This is a genomic window from Proteus hauseri, assembly GCF_004116975.1.
Lineage (GTDB): Bacteria > Pseudomonadota > Gammaproteobacteria > Enterobacterales > Enterobacteriaceae > Proteus > Proteus hauseri.
Genome location: NZ_CP026364.1, coordinates 2,708,515 through 2,726,727 on the forward strand (window position 1 = coordinate 2,708,515; position 18,213 = coordinate 2,726,727).

An 18,213-nucleotide genomic window follows, 5' to 3' on the forward strand; every position below is an offset into this window, starting at 1 on the left:
GGTCTTTAGCGCCAGTTAATTATCTACCAATATAGGGTTAAGAAAAGCTTGTCAATATGGAAGAGCCATAATTAATGATAAAAAATATTATTTATTGTTAATTAATAATGTCTTATTTAGTTGGGGAATAATGTAATAATAAATATCAATCTTTAAACTGTTTATTATTTTAAATATTTAAATGATATTTTTTATTATGTTTTCTTGGCTTTGTTAATTGCTGGTTTATTATGTTTTTAATAAAAGCATAGGAGGCTTTTATGTATGAAAAGGATATTTCTAAAAAAAAGTGTTTAATCGTCTATAGTCTTATTTATTTAACCGCTATTTCTCCATTACATCCTGCTTGGAGTTCAGTGATTACTCCATCTGATAACACAATAAAAATAAATAATAAAAATACTATTCCTATTATTAATATAGCAACACCTAATGATATCGATATTTCTCATAATCGTTTTCACTCTTTTAATGTGGGCGAACAAGGAATTATTTTTAATAATGCTACAACCACAGTTAATTCATCGTTAGCGAGCCAAATTAGTGCTAATACCCAGTTAAATGGTAATGCAGCTAATTTTATTATTAATGAAGTAGTGAGTAATGAACATTCTCAGTTATTAGGTAAATTAGAAGTAGTAGGTAAGCCAGCCAGCGTTTTAATAGCAAATCCTAATGGTATTACTTGCGATGGTTGTAGTTTTATTAACACACCAGTAATGACACTAACAACAGGTAAAGTAATTCTTGATAATCAAGGTGCACTCTCTGCTATTTCAGTTAATAAAGGCCATGTCATTATTGGCGCACAAGGAATGGATGCAGAAGCGCAAATTTATACAGATATTCTTAGTCGTAGTATTGAATTAAATGGAAAAATTAAAGCGCAAAACTTTTCTTTAATGCAAGGAACTAATCGCATTAATTTTCAGTTAGGAACTGTTAGTACAACTACCGCGATTAGTGCTAAACCCATTCTATCTATTGATACCAAACCTTTTGGTAGCATGTATGCCAATCAAATACGCTTAGTCAGTAGCGAAAAAGGTGTTGGTGTTAATTTAAGTGATATTCAAACAACCCAAAATAGCGTGAATTTAACTGTTGATGGAAAAATTACCTTTAATGGCAATATTCAGTCAGCTCAAGATATTAATGCTAGCAGTAAAGAGCTACAAATTAATAATAATGCAAAGTTAAAAGCGAAAAGGGATATTACGTTAGCAACAAATACATTAACAAATCAAAGTGAAATAATTGCAGAAAAAGATATGCGTTTATTTACTGATAAGCTCAGTAATAAAGGTGAAAAGGCGCTTATTCTAGCGAAAGATAATTTATGGATACAAAAAAATGCACAGGGTGATCCTAGTACTTTAATTGAAAATCAATCAGCTACCATAAAAACAGAAAAGGGTGATTTGATTATTCGAACCAAGAAATTGGTTAACACATCATTAAATGAGTTACCCATTATTTCAAAAATTGAAGCAAACTCCACTGCTAGCAGACGTTTCGTTGCATCATATTGGGGAAATAGCCAAGGTGTTGTTTCTATAAACACCTATTATCCCGAATTAGAGAATTTTCCATATGAAAAATGGTTTGGCTATCTAGATTTAACAAGTACTGATGTTATTAATACAGAAAGGTATAAATATAATTATAGTAATTTTATAGGATATATAGATTCAGGAAAAAATATTTATATTAATGCTAATGAATTGGTCAATAAATTAGGAGTGATACGGAGTAATAAAAATACTATTTTAACAGGAAGTAATGCTGTAATTTCAAATTTAGGATCTGGAGAATTAAATTTATGGTACAAGTATAAGACTGCATATGATCATCTAGGGGTATATGCAGATGATGAGGATGATGAAGATAATTACGATATCCTTTATGTAAGAGAACCATTAAAGTTTGAATTAGTTAATAAATTTTACTCTTGGTTACCTGATAGAAATAATTTTCCCTCAATATTATCAAAAGGTAATTTGGTTTTAGATTTTAAAAATAGTATTAATATAAAAGAAAATCCTCCATCTAAACATTCGCCAATAGAAAAATTAATAAATAAATCACACTCAGAGTACAATACTTTAGCTAAGAATATATTAATTAATTCTGATTCTATTAATTTATCTTCAAATATAAAATCAGATAATGATCTATCTATCATCTCTAGTGGAGATCTTATAGCAAAAGATTTACATCTCTCATCTGAAAATTCGTTAAGTTTAATTTCAAATAAAAATATAGCGCTTAACCAAGTAGATTTAACGGCTAAAGATAGTGTTGTTCTTGCCAAAAATGGAAATATTGATTATACATTAAACCCTATTTCTGCATTTAATGAAAATAATCTTTTAACTCCTCCTATTATTAATGTTTCTAATTCTATCTTATTTCAATCTGGAGGTAATGTTACTTTTAATAATATTGAGGTTAATAATGCTAACTCTTTAAATTTAATTTCATCTGGTGATATAAAAATTCAGAAAAATGAATCAGAGCTTTTTAAGATATTACCGTATTTCCATTTATATACTCAAGAACCTGCATTATCAAAAACGGAAAGCTGGAAAACGCGAGGTGATATTACATTCACTTCCGGTAAAGATATTATTAGTCAAGGAATAAAATATCATAGTGATAAAACCATAACTTTCAACGCAGGACAGGATATTTTTCTTGCCTCAAAATCAATAAAAGATGCAGATCCTTTTTTTAAGGATATTCATTATCCTCAATTACAATCTAAATTATTTTCAGACAATAACCTTATTTTAAATGCCGCTCGTGATATTGATTTAACTTCAACAGTATTAAGTTCAAAAGATAAAGCAATTGTATTGTCGGGTAGAAATATAAAGCTAGGTGCAAATGCTTATTCCGTTATCAAAAATTTCCACGAAGATGCTCAAGATATTCAGTATGCCACATCTGCCATTACGGGAAATAACGGTATTTCTATTGCGTCATCAGGCTCATTAATCACAGAAGGAAGTTCACTTAAATCAGAGGGTGACGTCACTATATCGAGTGGTGGCAATATTCAATTAGGATCAGTAAGAACACATTTTCGTAAAAAATCAGGCTCCAATCTAGAAGAAATATATAAACATATTGGTACAGATATCTCTAGTGGTAAAAATCTAACACTATCATCTGAAGGCAGTATTTTATTTCAAGCATCAAAACTCACCGCAAATAATACCATCGATATTGCTGCTAAAGGAGGATATCTCTACGCGCAAGCAATGGAGGAAACCAGTTATTACGAAGAGAAGAAGAAAAAATGCAATAGATGGACTTTGTGTATTACTAAAAAGAAATATACGAAAAAATCATATAACACCAATAATAAAGTAAGTGAGTTTATTGCTAATGGCGATATTAATTTATTTGCTAAAAATGATATCACGTTAGAAGCAACTAAAATTAATACAACAAAAAATGCCAAGCTAATCAGTAAAGCAGGAAAAATTAATTTTAAAGCAGTTAAAAATACAGCCTTTAAACAAGTTATTACTAATTCAAAAGATATTTATATCACTCAGCGTGATCAGGGATATACCAAAGGAATATGGATATTACCTGAACTTTATATTGGCGGAAAACTGACAATTGATGCGCCAAAAGGCATATCTGCTGATATTAAAATCCAAAAAGAACAATCACTAGAACAAGCATTAACCGTTTTAAGTAACACACCCGAATATGCTTGGCTTAACGATCTTCAGCACCAAGAAAATATTAATTGGAATTTAGTTAAAGACGCTTACGCTCATTGGGATGATAAAACTCAGCAATTAAACCCAGTTGTCGGTGCGGTTATTGCTATCGCGGTAGGGGTTGCAACTTACGGTACTGCAACTGCGGCGACCGTTGGTGGAATGGCAAGCAAAGCCACCATTGCGGCAGGTGCATCAGCCAGTGTGGCTTCAACGGCATCGGTTGCGGCACAAGCGGGTTTTGCCTCTTTAGTCTCGCAAGCGGCTGTCTCTTTAGCCGAAAACAAAGGCAATATTTCTAAAACCCTTGGATCGCTCGGTCGTAGTGACACCGTTAAATCTATTGTTACAAGTATGGTGGTTGCAGGGGCATTGCAAGGCCTTGACCAATTTATGGGTTGGGATCAGGCAATTCAGGGGGGAACATTGCCCTCAACTGGCAAGTTACTTGCGACCGATAACGCAACATGGAATCAAGTTGCACAGCGTGTCGCCTCACATTCAGTCGTCAGTTCAACCCTGGGTACTGCCATTCAAGGCGGCAGTTTTATTGATAATTTTAAAACCGCGCTATTAAGCCATATCGGCAGTCAGTTTCACGCAGAAGGTGCCAACCTAATTGGTGATAACGGTGCGGTATTAGGACATGCGGGAAAGGTTTTAAGTCATGCAACATTATCTGGTTTATCTGCCCAAATTAGTGGAGGAAATGTTAAAGGTGCAATTGTCGGCAGTTTAGCTGCTGAAATTGCGGCTATTTCGTTGGGTGATAATACTATTAAGGCTGAGGAGTGGCAGAAAAAATCAGAATCACAAGCTCAATTTGTTAGATTATTTGGTGGCATTGCAGGTGGAATTTTTACTGGTGAGCCAGGTGGTGTATATAGTGGCGCTAGAGGGGCTGAAAATAGTTTCCGTTACAATTATCTCTCTCATCATCAGCAAAAATTAATGGAGAAAGAATTATCTGCTGAAACTAATTATTTTAAAAAGACAGCAATTTATCTTAAATGGCTATCAGCAGATATAGGACAAGATATAGGGTTTAATGCAGGCCTTGTAGCAGGTATACCAACAGGATTGTATGAAACGATTGAAGGGCTCGCTTCTCTTGCTACAAATCCATTAGAAACATACCAAGCTATCAAAGCGGTTATTCAAAGTGATAATGCTTTCGATACATTAACTCAAGCGGTTAAGCAATCGTATATCGAGCGTATTGAAAAACTGGAAGCAGAATATCAAAAAGCAGGTGTATCTGGTTCATTTAATGCGGGTGTTGAAAGTGGAAAACTAATTTTTGATCTTGTAGGTTTATTTGCTGGTGGTGCTGGAGTTGCGAAAGGAAGTTCTCAGCTTATAGCTAAGACATCAGCTAAGATTACCACAAGAAATAAATTGGTTTCTTCTATAAAAAGTGGACAAGTAGGATTAAGTGATCCTGATGCAGTTGATTTAATAAAAGCTGATATGCTTAAAAACTTTTATAGCTACAAAGCTCCATCAGGTATTATTGCGGGTTATATAGATAAAAAGGGTGTTTATTATGTAACGGAAGGTAACCATAGGATGGTTGCTGCAGTGGAAATATATAATGAAATAGGAGAAATAAAATATATTAATCAATTGTTAGATAATGGAAGCTGGACTAAAATAGACAATCCTATAGTTGATTCAAAGCCATTACCTGTAAGAAAAATAAAGTGAGAATATATGACTAAAAATGAAATATACATAGATATGATGTATTGGATTTTGCCCCAATTAAGAAATATTCAGTCTAGAGGAATGATAGCAAAAGCAAAAGATAAATCTTGTTATTACGAATTACAGTTAATTCATAATTTACCCAAAAAAATACTTAATCAAGATTTTGATGAAAATGATATTTCATTTTTAAATTTTCAAGCTAAAACATATACTGAAAAATGCAGTTCAAAAATAAGTATATTATATGATGGTAATATCAAGTATATTAAAATGTTATTTAACTTGGTCCCTAATGAATTACGTCATCAATTACGATGGGATGGACCTATTAATTAAAATAAGGATATATGGCTTTATCTCTAATTTCAGAATGGGTACCAGGTTCATCTTACACATATGCGTGGGTTGCCATGGATAATCAAGGGTATTTAGCAAAAATGTATAATAACAATAGTGGGTGGTTACCTAAAGTACTATTATCGATACCTGATATTAAATTATATTTGGATGACTTATCTGAATATATTGATGGTGAATCAGAAAAATACAACAATAAAATAAATAAGAATGCTAACTATATTGTTGATTTATATTCAAGTTATACTTATAGAAAATATGGTAAATCAAAAATAATAAAAAAATTTGATTTTGAATTGAAAAATGGGATGGGAATCATTCTGATGCGGGAATAGGGGCTAAAATGGGAATGTTTTATTTTGAAGCATTAGAGGGGCAATCTATAGGAGAAGATTATCCCATTGGCTATGAGGGTGAAACAAAAATGGGTGACTATTTTCGTTTTATTGTTCCAACTATTTATGCAACGATAGAAGATATTCCTGAAGAGTTAAGAAAATATATTGTAGTCTCTGATAGTCTTGATTTTACCAAAGATAGATTGCTTGATAACAATAAAATTAGCGATTATTTTACTCGCATGTATTCAGAATAAATAATTTTAATTGTTTATTCTTTAATAAAAATATTCTTCTAAACTAAAAACCATCACTTAATATTATTTATTAAAATAATTAGCAAGTGATGGTTTTATTTTTTAATAAAACTAATCATGTTAATAATTAATAAAGAATAGCAATAATTACCTGAACTTTATATTGGCGGAAAACTGACAATTGATGCGCCAAAAGGCATATCTGCTGATATTAAAATCCAAAAAGAACAATCACTAGAACAAGCATTAACCGTTTTAAGTAACACACCCGAATATGCTTGGCTTAACGATCTTCAGCACCAAGAAAATATTAATTGGAATTTAGTTAAAGACGCTTACGCTCATTGGGATGATAAAACTCAGCAATTAAACCCAGTTGTCGGTGCGGTTATTGCTATCGCGGTAGGGGTTGCAACTTACGGTACTGCAACTGCGGCGACCGTTGGTGGAATGGCAAGCAAAGCCACCATTGCGGCAGGTGCATCAGCCAGTGTGGCTTCAACGGCATCGGTTGCGGCACAAGCGGGTTTTGCCTCTTTAGTTTCGCAAGCGGCTGTCTCTTTAGCCGAAAACAAAGGCAATATTTCTAAAACCCTTGGATCGCTCGGTCGTAGTGACACCGTTAAATCTATTGTTACGAGTATGGTGGTTGCAGGGGCATTGCAAGGCCTTGACCAACTTATGGGTTGGGATCAGGCAATTCAGGGGGGAACATTACCCTCAACTGGCAAGTTACTTGCGACCGATAACGCAACATGGAATCAAGTTGCACAGCGTGTCGCCTCACATTCAGTCGTCAGTTCAACACTGGGTACTGCCATTCAAGGCGGTAGTTTTATTGATAATTTTAAAACCGCGCTATTAAGCAATATTGGCAGTCAATTTCACGCAGAAGGTGCCAACCTAATTGGTGATAACGGTGCGGTATTAGGACATGCAGGAAAGGTTTTAAGTCATTCCGTCGTGGCAGGTATTAGTGCAGAAATTGCAGGAGGCAGTGTTACCGGCGCAGTAGCGGGTGCCTTGGCGGCAGAAATAGCGGCGATATCACTGGGCAATAATTTAATTAAGACAGAGCTGTGGCGAGAACAGCAGGCTCAAAGAAGTCGTTTAGTGGGTGCTTTTGCTGGTTTACTTGCAACAGGTAAAGCGGAGGGCGTTATTAGTGCGGCTAATTCAGCAGAGTTAGTCGAACGTTATAATCGACAACTTCATTTAGAAGAAACAAAAGCAATTAATAAATTAGCTAATGGAGATAAAAATAAATTAGAGCGCTTGTTAGCTGCGTCTTGTCGAAAAGTTTATTGCATTGCTCAGGAATCATTAGATTCATCTGAAAGAAATTACTATGAATCTTTAATGAATAAATACCCATATACACATGTGGAAGATTCATTACTTTCAGATTATTGGATCACAAAAGAGAAAACCAGGATAGGTGGAAATTATCCCTTATTTAGCGGTTATGAAAAAATTAAATTATTTACTTACACTGAAGCCGATAAATTAACAGATAGTGAAACATTTTCAAAAAATCAATGGATTGAAAATGCGAGTAAATTTACTGGATGGGATAAAAAAGCACTTGAAAACTTAACTTCAGTAATTGCAATAGGTGCATCAATAACTAGGCGTAATGGTAATAGAATTTATGGTCCTATAAGTTTTAATGCCAATAAAACGCAATTTATACCAATAAATGATATTTATTTTATTGACAAATCAGGAAATAAAATAACAATGAAATGGATGTACCAAGGTACAATAGTAGAGCAAGGAATGACATTTGAGAATTACATTGGTCTATCAAATAAACGACTGACACGATTACATCTTAACGCCAAAACATTTGACTATTATGATGGTAATACAGATGAATATATTAGTGTAAAGACATTAAATACCCAGACGGAATCAAGACTTAAAAATCCAAAATCAATAGAAAATATATTAAATAAATATATTTCAACTATGGATAAATATTCAGGAGAAAAAAAGGGAAAAGTTGATATTTTACCAAGTGATATTAAATCAAAAACTCTAGAATTAGGTGTTCCTGCAAGAACAACCAAACAACAATGGGATGCTATTAATAATTTTATTAAAAATGCATCTTCAAAAAATATTAAGGTTAATATTACAATAGTTGAGGAGTAAATAGTGTCTATATCAAAAAAAAATAACTTAAGAGCAAGTATCTATTTTAATAATGATTATTATATTATAATAACTCTTTCAAAAAGCGGTATTTATTTGATGGATTTTAAAAAAGGTTATAAGGTTTTATCCAAAGATCCATTTGATGCAGATTTGGGTTTCTTTACAAGAAATGCATTAATCCAAAGCGAAATATTAGATGCTAATTCATCTGAATATCATGAAATGCGTAATAACGATGGATTATATTCTGAATGGATAAAAAAAATAATTAAAGAATGTGATTATAAAAATAAAACGACACTATTCAAAAACATGAACTTATGTAATGTGAATGTGACTGATGGTATTATATCTATTATTCCTTATGATCACTTACGATTGGATCATTGGATTGGTAAAAGTATACCTAACAATGCAATTATTACATTAAAAACCAACTGTAGTGACGAGGTTTTAGGTGCATCAATAAAAGAAGCTTTTACGCGTTGTATTAGTTGTAAAGTTTAATGGATACTAAATAAAATCACCTTATGCTAATTATGTGTAGGGTGATTTTTTATTATATGAGTTTATCTATGAAAAATAATCAATTAATAAACTATTTACATTCTATCTATCCAGAGCTTCCTATCAACATTCATAAAATAAAGGGATATTCTGATGATGAAATAAAAAAAATTGAACGTCTTTATGATATTAAAGTAGCAGATCAGCTATATGACTTTTTGAATTGCATGGGGCGTTGTAGTGGCGGTTTTTTTGGGATGATCCTCTGGTTTTTTACAGAGAATGGTTTATACGATGGCATATTTTGTTTCAATATGGTTCAAGGGAAGAGTTATATAATCTTGGTTTATGGGATATGTTAGAACAAAAACCATTTTTTATTTCAATTGAATCTGAAACTCAATATTATTTTTTATTGACACACTCAAGTCAACCTGACTTAGTTTATCATTATGATGAAAATGAAAATGAAAATGAAAATGAAAATGAAAATGAAAATGAAAATGAAAATGAAAATGAAAATGAAAATGAAAATGAAGATAAGGTAACAGCGTTAGATAAGAATTTTAATGAATATCTAGGATATATTATTAGTTCATATAATGAGAGTTTTATTGCTCCTATACCTGTTGATTTTTCAGGTGATTTATTGCGATTATAAAAGATTAGCTTTGATATGGAGTTTAAAACCACAAATATTTACTTACGATTGAATCATTAAATTGGTAAAAATATATCTAACAATGCATTTTTTAAATCAAAAATTAACTGTAGTGGCGAGGTCTTAGGTGCCTCAATAAAAGAAGCCTTTACGCGTTGTATTAGTCGTAAGATTTAAATGGATACTAAATAAAATCACCTTATGCTAATTATGTGTAAGGTGGTTTTTTATTATGTATATATGATCCCAAGATTTTTTCTGACCAAAAAATACTTGAATTAGGTCAAAAAGCAGCGGCTAATGGATATAAGAATGCGTTAGATAAAGAATTGCAATCCTATGATGCAATGTCAGAAGGCATTATTTTTAGAGTATATCTAGATAAAGAAACAAAGATGGTTACTAACTTCCATCCTAAGTAGGAGTGTATTGATGAAATTTCTATTTGAATTTCCCTATGAAAAAAGTGAGCCTAGTTGGACTATAAAAAGTTATTTTGATCTTATATATAATGAAGGCTGTTTTTTAGAAGCTGTTTCGAATCTTATTCAAAAAGAGCCTTTTGTACTTGATGGTATATATTGCTTTTTTCCAGATATGAATAGTTCTGATGTATCTGAACATTTTTCAGGTGTTAAATTTGGAATAGGATATCCTCTAACAGATAAAGATATTATTACTGTAAGTGAAGATGTTTGTTATAAATATATTAGACTATCGTGTAAAAAGTATTTATTAATGCATCCTAAAGACAAAATAAAAATTAATATATTGCTATCAAAAAATAGATTAAATACTAAATAAATTTAAATTATATTTTAAAATCTCAAAACCATTTACGTATGGAGCATGGGGTAGGAGAGGGAATACCTGATAGCGCAATTATTACAATAAAAGTCAATTGTAGTGATGAGGTTTTAGGTGCCTCAATAAAAGAAGCTTTTACGCGTTGTATTAGTCGTAAAGTTTAAATGGATACTAAATAAAATCACCTTATGCTAATTATGTGTAGGGTGATTTTTTATTATATATATCTATATAAAAATATTTTTAATAATTGTAATTAATCAAATTAAAAATAGAATTATCTTAGTTGTTTTTATTTTTTAATAAAACTAATCATGTTAATAATTAATAAAGAATAGCGGTAATTACCTGAACTTTATATTGGCGGAAAGCTCACAATTGATGCGCCAAAAGGCATATCTGCGGATATTAAAGTCCAAAAAGAACAATCACTAGAACAAGCATTAACCGTTTTAAGTAACACACCCGAATATGCTTGGCTTAACGATCTTCAGCACCAAGAAAATATTAATTGGAGTTTAGTTAAAGACGCTTACGCTCATTGGGATGATAAAACTCAGCAATTAAACCCAGTTGTCGGTGCGGTTATTGCTATCGCGGTAGGGGTTGCAACTTACGGTACTGCAACTGCGGCGACCGTTGGTGGAATGGCAAGCAAAGCCACCATTGCGGCAGGTGCATCAGCCAGTGTGGCTTCAACGGCATCGGTTGCGGCACAAGCGGGTTTTGCCTCTTTAGTTTCGCAAGCGGCTGTCTCTTTAGCCGAAAACAAAGGCAATATTTCTAAAACCCTTGGATCGCTCGGTCGTAGTGACACCGTTAAATCTATTGTTACAAGTATGGTGGTTGCAGGGGCATTGCAAGGCCTTGACCAATTTATGGGTTGGGATCAGGCAATTCAGGGGGGAACATTACCCTCAACTGGCAAGTTACTTGCGACCGATAACGCAACATGGAATCAAGTTGCACAGCGTGTTGCCTCACATTCAGTCGTCAGTTCAACACTGGGTACTGCCCTTCAAGGCGGCAGTTTTATTGATAATTTTAAAACTGCACTATTAAGCAATATTGGCAGTCAATTCCATGCAGAAGGTGCCAACCTAATTGGTGATAACGGTGCGGTATTAGGACATGCGGGAAAGGTTTTAAGTCATTCCGTCGTGGCAGGTATTAGTGCAGAAATTGCAGGAGGCAGTGTTACCGGCGCAGTAGCGGGTGCCTTGGCGGCAGAAATAGCGGCGATATCACTGGGCAATAATTTAATTAAGACAGAGCTGTGGCGAGAACAGCAGGCTCAAAGAAGTCGTTTAGTGGGTGCTTTTGCTGGTTTACTTGCAACAGGTAAAGCGGAGGGCGTTATTAGTGCGGCTAATTCAGCAGAGTTAGTCGAACGTTATAATCGACAACTTCATTTAGAAGAAACAAAAGCAATTAATAAATTAGCTAATGGAGATAAAAATAAATTAGAGCGCTTGTTAGCTGCGTCTTGTCGAAAAGTTTATTGCATTGCTCAGGAATCATTAGATTCATCTGAAAGAAATTACTATGAATCTTTAATGAATAAATACCCATATACACATGTGGAAGATTCATTACTTTCAGATTATTGGATCACAAAAGAGAAAACCAGGATAGGTGGAAATTATCCCTTATTTAGCGGTTATGAAAAAATTAAATTATTTACTTACACTGAAGCCGATAAATTAACAGATAGTGAAACATTTTCAAAAAATCAATGGATTGAAAATGCGAGTAAATTTACTGGATGGGATAAAAAAGCACTTGAAAACTTAACTTCAGTAATTGCAATAGGTGCATCAATAACTAGGCGTAATGGTAATAGAATTTATGGTCCTATAAGTTTTAATGCCAATAAAACGCAATTTATACCAATAAATGATATTTATTTTATTGACAAATCAGGAAATAAAATAACAATGAAATGGATGTACCAAGGTACAATAGTAGAGCAAGGAATGACATTTGAGAATTACATTGGTCTATCAAATAAACGACTGACACGATTACATCTTAACGCCAAAACATTTGACTATTATGATGGTAATACAGATGAATATATTAGTGTAAAGACATTAAATACCCAGACGGAATCAAGACTTAAAAATCCAAAATCAATAGAAAATATATTAAATAAATATATTTCAACTATGGATAAATATTCAGGAGAAAAAAAGGGAAAAGTTGATATTTTACCAAGTGATATTAAATCAAAAACTCTAGAATTAGGTGTTCCTGCAAGAACAACCAAACAACAATGGGATGCTATTAATAATTTTATTAAAAATGCATCTTCAAAAAATATTAAGGTTAATATTACAATAGTTGAGGAGTAAATAGTGTCTATATCAAAAAAAAATAACTTAAGAGCAAGTATCTATTTTAATAATGATTATTATATTATAATAACTCTTTCAAAAAGCGGTATTTATTTGATGGATTTTAAAAAAGGTTATAAGGTTTTATCCAAAGATCCATTTGATGCAGATTTGGGTTTCTTTACAAGAAATGCATTAATCCAAAGCGAAATATTAGATGCTAATTCATCTGAATATCATGAAATGCGTAATAACGATGGATTATATTCTGAATGGATAAAAAAAATAATTAAAGAATGTGATTATAAAAATAAAACGACACTATTCAAAAACATGAACTTATGTAATGTGAATGTGACTGATGGTATTATATCTATTATTCCTTATGATCACTTACGATTGGATCATTGGATTGGTAAAAGTATACCTAACAATGCAATTATTACATTAAAAACCAACTGTAGTGACGAGGTTTTAGGTGCATCAATAAAAGAAGCTTTTACGCGTTGTATTAGTTGTAAAGTTTAATGGATACTAAATAAAATCACCTTATGCTAATTATGTGTAGGGTGATTTTTTATTATATATATCTATATAAATATATTTTTAATAATTGTAAATAATCAAATTAAAAATAGAATTATCTTAGTTGGTTTTATTTTTTAATAAAACTAATCATGTTAATAATTAATAAAGAATAGCAGTAATTACCTGAACTTTATATTGGCGGAAAGCTCACAATTGATGCGCCAAAAGGCATATCTGCTGATATTAAAATCCAAAAAGAACAATCACTAGAACAAGCATTAGGCAAGTTACTTGCGACCGATAACGCAACATGGAATCAAGTTGCACAGCGTGTTGCCTCACACTCAGTCGTCAGTTCAACACTGGGTACTGCCATTCAAGGCGGCAGTTTTATTGATAATTTTAAAACCGCGCTATTAAGCAATATCGGTAGTCAATTTCACGCAGAAGGTGCCAACCTAATTGGCGATAACGGTGCGGTATTAGGACATGCAGGAAAGGTGTTAAGTCATTCCGTTGTTGCAGGTATTAGTGCAGAAATTGCAGGAGGCAGTGTTACTGGCGCAGTAGCGGGTGCCTTGGCGGCAGAAATAGCGGCGATATCGCTACAAAGTAAATTATTTGAGCCTAGTTATTTAAATGAAACTGACAGACAAGTTGCATTAATTCAAGAGGCAATACATGGCAATGAAGGAAAAACACAGCTCACTAAATTAATTGGTGCACTGACCGGCGCTATTGTGACTCGTAAACCTGAAGGCGTATTTTCTGCGGATCATTCTGCGGAATTAGTTTATCGGCATAATTACAGTGAGCATTATGCTTTCTAAATTAGCTTTAGAAAATAATAAGGATATGATCGCTGCTTCGAAGGGAGATGTTGCAGCAGCAGAAAGAGTTGTCAATCGACAAAATGCAGGAATGGTTGCAATCGCTCTTGGCTTAGGAGGAAGTGTAAGTTTTATTGCTGGTCATACTGTTATTGCAGCAACACCAGAACTTATCGCTATTGCTCAAGTTGCATTTAATACCTGTAAAGCTAACTGGGTTTATTGTGCTAATCAGCTAGGTATTAATATTGCGGGAATATCGGCTCCGGAAGCAGCAATAGCAGGCGTCACTTTTGGCAGCGGTTATAAGGTATTAGCAAGTTCAGAAGAAAGTGCGAAAGCTTTCTCCAGCATGTTAGCTAATAGCGCAAAGTCTTTAATAACGTCAGGCAAATTAAATATTACTGCCATAAAACCGATAGTAGAAAAAGAAAAATTATTAATAACTACCAATAAAAAAGCTATTGAAATAATCAACAACGGGGAGCTTGTAATATATTCAGGAGTAACTACGAATGGATATAAAGTATCTAATGGAGCCAGAACAGTAGTTTCTAAAAATGAATTAGAGTATCCTATTGTTCAATCTAGGATTAATATTCAGAATGGTAACTTAAAGCGTGGTTGGGTACATGTGATTCATCGGCATTTTTCAGATAAAAATGCTAGCCAATTCACTATCAGTCAAGTAGATTTAAAGCTAATACTTCAAAGTAATGATATTTCAAAAATACACATCAATAGAGTCATTAATAGTAATGATGAAAAATTTTATGAAAGAGTTATTATATTAGATAAATATATAGGTACTGATAAATTTACTAAAAATTCAACGAATTTTATAACAATTTTAACGGATAATTTAGGTAATTTAGTAACAGCAACGCCAGGAAGACTAAAATGAAATTAATTGGTTCTAGAAAAGAAATAATTATTAAGGAGAGGTTGATTAAAAATGAAGGTTCTATTCTAAAAAATGAAAAAATTAATTTTTTCTTAAAAGCTAGATTCTCTGATATAACAAGCGTCTATTGTTTGGAACATATTTTAGAAGAAGATTATGATTTGTATACACTATTAGTTAATAAAGATTATATTGTTGAGTTTGAATTATCTAGATTTAATGGTGAATTTAAAGATATCAATGTGTCATCATTAGATTTATTTTCAAGAAAACTAAAGGATAAACAATTAAGGTTAAAATTACTTATTGCGGTAAATTTACCTAAATAATATGTGTGAAAATTATTTAGTAATTAATGCTAGGGAGTATATATGGGATTGTTACTTGATATAAACTGGTATCCTGGTCAAGCAAGAAATCATTCATGGATTGCTATGGATAAAAATGGATGTATTTCAATGATGCTAAATAATGGGTATGGATGGTTACCTAAATGTATATTAAAAATAAATAATATAAAAGAATCACTTAATGATTTATGTGAATATATCGATGGAGACTCTGAAAAATATAGTAATGATGTAAATAAAAAAGGTGAGTATCTTATAGATCTATATTCTAGCTGGGTATATAAAAAATATAAAAATAAACAAGAAATAATTAATAGCTTTAATTTTAGGTTAGAAAATAAAAAAATTGTGATGCTGAGTTAGCAACTAAAATGGGAATGTTTTATTTTGAAGCATTAGAGGGGCAATCTATAGGAGAAGATTATCCCATTGGCTATGAAGGTGAAACCAAAATGGGTGACTATTTTCGTTTTATTGTTCCAACTATTTATGCAACGATAGAAGATATTCCAGAAGAGTTAAGAAAATATATTGTAGTCTCTGATAGTGTTGATTTTACCAAAGATAGATTGCTTGATAACAATAAAATTAGTGATTATTTTACTCGCATGTATTCAGAATAAATAATTTTAATTGTTTATTTTTTAATAAAAATATTTTTATAAACTAAAAATCATCAATTAATATTATTTTAAAAATAATAATTAGGGGTGGTTTTTATTTAAAAATACTTAAATGAATAAATACTCGGGAGAAAGAAAGGGAAGAACTGAGATTCTACCAAGTGATGTTAAATCAAAAACTCTAGAACTAGGTGTTCCTGTAAGAACAACTAAAGAACAATGGGATATAATAAATAAATCTATTAAAAATGCATCATCAAAAAATATAAAAGCTAATATTACGATTATTGAGGAATAGTTAATGCTTTTATCCAAAAAAAATGAACTAGAGGCAAGTGTTTATTGTAATGGTGATTACTATATTTTAGTCACCTTTTCTGGATATTCCATTTACATAATGGATTTAAAAAAAGGCTATAAAATTTTACCTAATGATATTCTTGATGAAGAATTAGGTTATTATGCAAAACTCGCTCTGATTAAAAGTGAACAAATAAAAGAAAATTCAGATAAGTTTCATCAAATGTATAATGATAAAAAATCTTATCAAGACTGGATAAAAAAAATTATTAAAAAGTATAATTATAAAAATAAAACAGCTCTATTTAAAAATATGATGTTATGTGCTTTAAGTGTTTCTGATGGAGAAATCACTATCAGCCCTAAAAACCATTTACGTATGGATCATTGGGTAGGTGAGGGAATACCCGATAGTGCAATTATTACATTAAAAACTAATTGTAGTGATGAGGTTTTAGGTGCCTCAATAAAAGACGCCTTTACACGTTGTATTAGTCGTAAAGTTTAATTGAATACTAAAATTACCTAATGCTAATTAGGTTTAACATGATTTATTATTATATAAATTTATCTATGAAAAATAATAAGCTAATTATTATTTCCAATTAAAAACCATCACTTAATATTATTATTAAAACACTAACTAAGCGATGGTTTTATTTTTTTTATTGAAAAACAACCATACTAATAATTAACACAATGTGGCGACAATCACCTGATCGGCATTAAATAAAGCCGTTACAGTATCGTTTAGTGTTAAATTTCTGTCTTTAACATGCTGATTAGAACAGGTGGCACAGACTTCTTGTCCACCTTCTAATGTCACCACTAATTCGCTGTTTTCACTGCCGGTCTCTATTTGCGTTAAGGTGCCGCAAAGTGCATTTTCATATTGAGCCGTTAATGATGTACCTTTCTCAATAGTTACCCATGGCGCTTTAATTAAAATCAGCACTTCTTTGCCTTTTTTAAGACCCAAACGGTCAGCACTTTTTTCTGTTAATGCTGCACGAATAACGGTTTTTTTATCAGCTAGTTGCACATTAACGTGTTGCTGAACTTGCAAATGATCACGTTCAATAATAGTGCCAAAAAACTGGTTTCTAGCACTGGTTTGTAATGAAAAGCGAGAAATAGCAGCTAATAAACTATCAAGTGGAAGTGAATCATCTTTAAGTACATCAAACGCTTTTTGTTGGATTTGACCTAATAAGTCATAAAGTTGTAATAGACGCTCACAATAGTGAGTCAGTGTTGCACCGCCGCCGCCTTTGCCTCCGGTTGCTCTATCAACCAGTAGCTCATCGGCGAGTTGATTCATTTCATTGATGGCATCCCATGCGCTTTTATAGCTGATACCAGCCATTTTAGCCCCTTGACTAATTGACCCCGTCGCTTTTATCTGTTTTAACAAAGCAACGCGACGTGGATCTGCAAAGAGCTTATCCTGAAGTTTGAGTGTCAGTAATATTTCTGCTTGCATAATGATAGGCTTCTTCTTTTTTATGTGGTTATCGCATTTTTTGTGGCGACACAACGCGATAATTCTCTAGAATATGGTGAACTATAGCGTTATTATTAGTCATTCATGGAAAATTGCCAACTCTGGATTTCCGAATATACCATGATAAAGAGGTTATCATGCTTGAATTATTGAAAAGTTTGGGGTTTGCTCTCTTGATGGTACCTGTTGTTATGGTTTTCATCATGGGGCTTATTTACTTATTAGGTGAATTATTTAATCTTATTTCACCAAGTCAGCCAAAAGCCGATAAAAAGTCATAATTTTTCCCCTCCTCATTTAG

General features: G+C 32.2%; 20 protein-coding genes and 1 pseudogene. 20 read left to right on the forward strand and 1 reads right to left on the reverse strand.

Annotation, left to right across the window (positions count from 1 at the left end; translation table 11 throughout):
• Nucleotides 1-260: 260 nt before the first annotated feature.
• From PH4a_RS12320 to PH4a_RS12405, 19 genes and pseudogenes are all read left to right on the forward strand, one after another.
• Nucleotides 261-5,447, forward strand: a complete 5,187-nt coding sequence (locus PH4a_RS12320; RefSeq protein ID WP_129040087.1) for a DUF637 domain-containing protein — start codon at nucleotides 261-263, stop codon at nucleotides 5,445-5,447.
• 6 nt (nucleotides 5,448-5,453) lie between these two features.
• On the forward strand, nucleotides 5,454-5,786 hold the full coding sequence (locus PH4a_RS12325) for a zinc ABC transporter substrate-binding protein (protein ID WP_129040089.1): 333 nt from the start codon (nucleotides 5,454-5,456) through the stop codon (nucleotides 5,784-5,786).
• Nucleotides 5,787-5,797: 11 nt separating this feature from the next.
• Nucleotides 5,798-6,142 (forward strand): hypothetical protein, encoded by a 345-nt coding sequence (locus tag PH4a_RS12330; protein ID WP_129040091.1) that lies wholly within the window; start codon nucleotides 5,798-5,800, stop codon nucleotides 6,140-6,142.
• Nucleotides 6,143-6,150: 8 nt separating this feature from the next.
• On the forward strand, nucleotides 6,151-6,402 hold the full coding sequence (locus PH4a_RS12335; protein ID WP_129040093.1) for a hypothetical protein: 252 nt from the start codon (nucleotides 6,151-6,153) through the stop codon (nucleotides 6,400-6,402).
• A gap of 450 nt (nucleotides 6,403-6,852) precedes the next feature.
• Nucleotides 6,853-8,559: a DUF637 domain-containing protein gene (locus tag PH4a_RS12340; protein WP_244212876.1), complete on the forward strand. Its 1,707-nt coding sequence runs from the start codon at nucleotides 6,853-6,855 to the stop codon at nucleotides 8,557-8,559.
• A gap of 3 nt (nucleotides 8,560-8,562) precedes the next feature.
• On the forward strand, nucleotides 8,563-9,069 hold the full coding sequence (locus PH4a_RS12345) for a contact-dependent growth inhibition system immunity protein (RefSeq protein ID WP_129040096.1): 507 nt from the start codon (nucleotides 8,563-8,565) through the stop codon (nucleotides 9,067-9,069).
• A gap of 68 nt (nucleotides 9,070-9,137) precedes the next feature.
• The gene (locus PH4a_RS18280) at nucleotides 9,138-9,431 is read left to right on the forward strand and encodes a hypothetical protein (protein WP_129040098.1); all 294 of its coding nucleotides are present in this window, start codon (nucleotides 9,138-9,140) and stop codon (nucleotides 9,429-9,431) included.
• Nucleotides 9,425-9,730: a hypothetical protein gene (locus PH4a_RS18285; RefSeq protein ID WP_129040100.1), complete on the forward strand. Its 306-nt coding sequence runs from the start codon at nucleotides 9,425-9,427 to the stop codon at nucleotides 9,728-9,730. Before PH4a_RS18280 ends, PH4a_RS18285 begins: the two co-directional genes overlap by 7 nt.
• Nucleotides 9,731-10,162: 432 nt before the next feature.
• Complete coding sequence (gene cdiI / locus PH4a_RS12365; protein WP_129040102.1) at nucleotides 10,163-10,534, forward strand: ribonuclease toxin immunity protein CdiI; 372 nt, start codon at nucleotides 10,163-10,165, stop codon at nucleotides 10,532-10,534.
• Nucleotides 10,531-10,701 carry a contact-dependent growth inhibition system immunity protein gene (locus PH4a_RS18290; RefSeq protein WP_425273737.1) on the forward strand — a complete coding sequence of 57 codons (171 nt, stop codon included), beginning with the start codon at nucleotides 10,531-10,533 and terminating at the stop codon, nucleotides 10,699-10,701. Before cdiI ends, PH4a_RS18290 begins: the two co-directional genes overlap by 4 nt.
• A 483-nt stretch (nucleotides 10,702-11,184) precedes the next feature.
• Nucleotides 11,185-12,891 carry a DUF637 domain-containing protein gene (locus PH4a_RS12370; RefSeq protein ID WP_244212878.1) on the forward strand — a complete coding sequence of 569 codons (1,707 nt, stop codon included), beginning with the start codon at nucleotides 11,185-11,187 and terminating at the stop codon, nucleotides 12,889-12,891.
• Between the two features lie 3 nt (nucleotides 12,892-12,894).
• Nucleotides 12,895-13,401 (forward strand): contact-dependent growth inhibition system immunity protein, encoded by a 507-nt coding sequence (locus tag PH4a_RS12375; protein ID WP_129040096.1) that lies wholly within the window; start codon nucleotides 12,895-12,897, stop codon nucleotides 13,399-13,401.
• A gap of 281 nt (nucleotides 13,402-13,682) precedes the next feature.
• Nucleotides 13,683-14,016 (forward strand): annotated as a pseudogene (locus tag PH4a_RS18535) (DUF637 domain-containing protein); the annotation flags it as partial.
• A gap of 204 nt (nucleotides 14,017-14,220) precedes the next feature.
• On the forward strand, nucleotides 14,221-15,135 hold the full coding sequence (locus PH4a_RS18300; protein WP_244212879.1) for a hypothetical protein: 915 nt from the start codon (nucleotides 14,221-14,223) through the stop codon (nucleotides 15,133-15,135).
• Nucleotides 15,132-15,464: a hypothetical protein gene (locus tag PH4a_RS12385; RefSeq protein WP_129040104.1), complete on the forward strand. Its 333-nt coding sequence runs from the start codon at nucleotides 15,132-15,134 to the stop codon at nucleotides 15,462-15,464. The genes PH4a_RS18300 and PH4a_RS12385 overlap by 4 nt, the downstream gene beginning before the upstream one ends.
• Nucleotides 15,465-15,506: 42 nt before the next feature.
• Nucleotides 15,507-15,848 carry a hypothetical protein gene (locus PH4a_RS12390; protein ID WP_129040106.1) on the forward strand — a complete coding sequence of 114 codons (342 nt, stop codon included), beginning with the start codon at nucleotides 15,507-15,509 and terminating at the stop codon, nucleotides 15,846-15,848.
• An 8-nt stretch (nucleotides 15,849-15,856) separates the two neighbouring features.
• Nucleotides 15,857-16,108, forward strand: a complete 252-nt coding sequence (locus tag PH4a_RS12395) for a hypothetical protein (protein ID WP_129040107.1) — start codon at nucleotides 15,857-15,859, stop codon at nucleotides 16,106-16,108.
• A 112-nt stretch (nucleotides 16,109-16,220) separates the two neighbouring features.
• On the forward strand, nucleotides 16,221-16,406 hold the full coding sequence (locus PH4a_RS12400; protein WP_129040108.1) for an endonuclease toxin domain-containing protein: 186 nt from the start codon (nucleotides 16,221-16,223) through the stop codon (nucleotides 16,404-16,406).
• Nucleotides 16,407-16,409: 3 nt separating this feature from the next.
• Nucleotides 16,410-16,916: a contact-dependent growth inhibition system immunity protein gene (locus tag PH4a_RS12405; RefSeq protein WP_129040109.1), complete on the forward strand. Its 507-nt coding sequence runs from the start codon at nucleotides 16,410-16,412 to the stop codon at nucleotides 16,914-16,916.
• Between the two features lie 183 nt (nucleotides 16,917-17,099).
• On the opposite strand, the gene modE is transcribed toward PH4a_RS12405, so the two are convergent.
• On the reverse strand, nucleotides 17,100-17,891 hold the full coding sequence (modE, locus tag PH4a_RS12410; RefSeq protein ID WP_129040110.1) for a molybdenum-dependent transcriptional regulator: 792 nt from the start codon (nucleotides 17,889-17,891) through the stop codon (nucleotides 17,100-17,102).
• 158 nt (nucleotides 17,892-18,049) lie between these two features.
• On the opposite strand from modE, the gene PH4a_RS12415 reads away from it, so the two are divergent.
• Entirely contained in the window at nucleotides 18,050-18,193 is a 144-nt protein-coding gene (locus PH4a_RS12415) for an AcrZ family multidrug efflux pump-associated protein (protein WP_074379341.1), read from the forward strand.
• Nucleotides 18,194-18,213 lie beyond the last annotated feature (20 nt).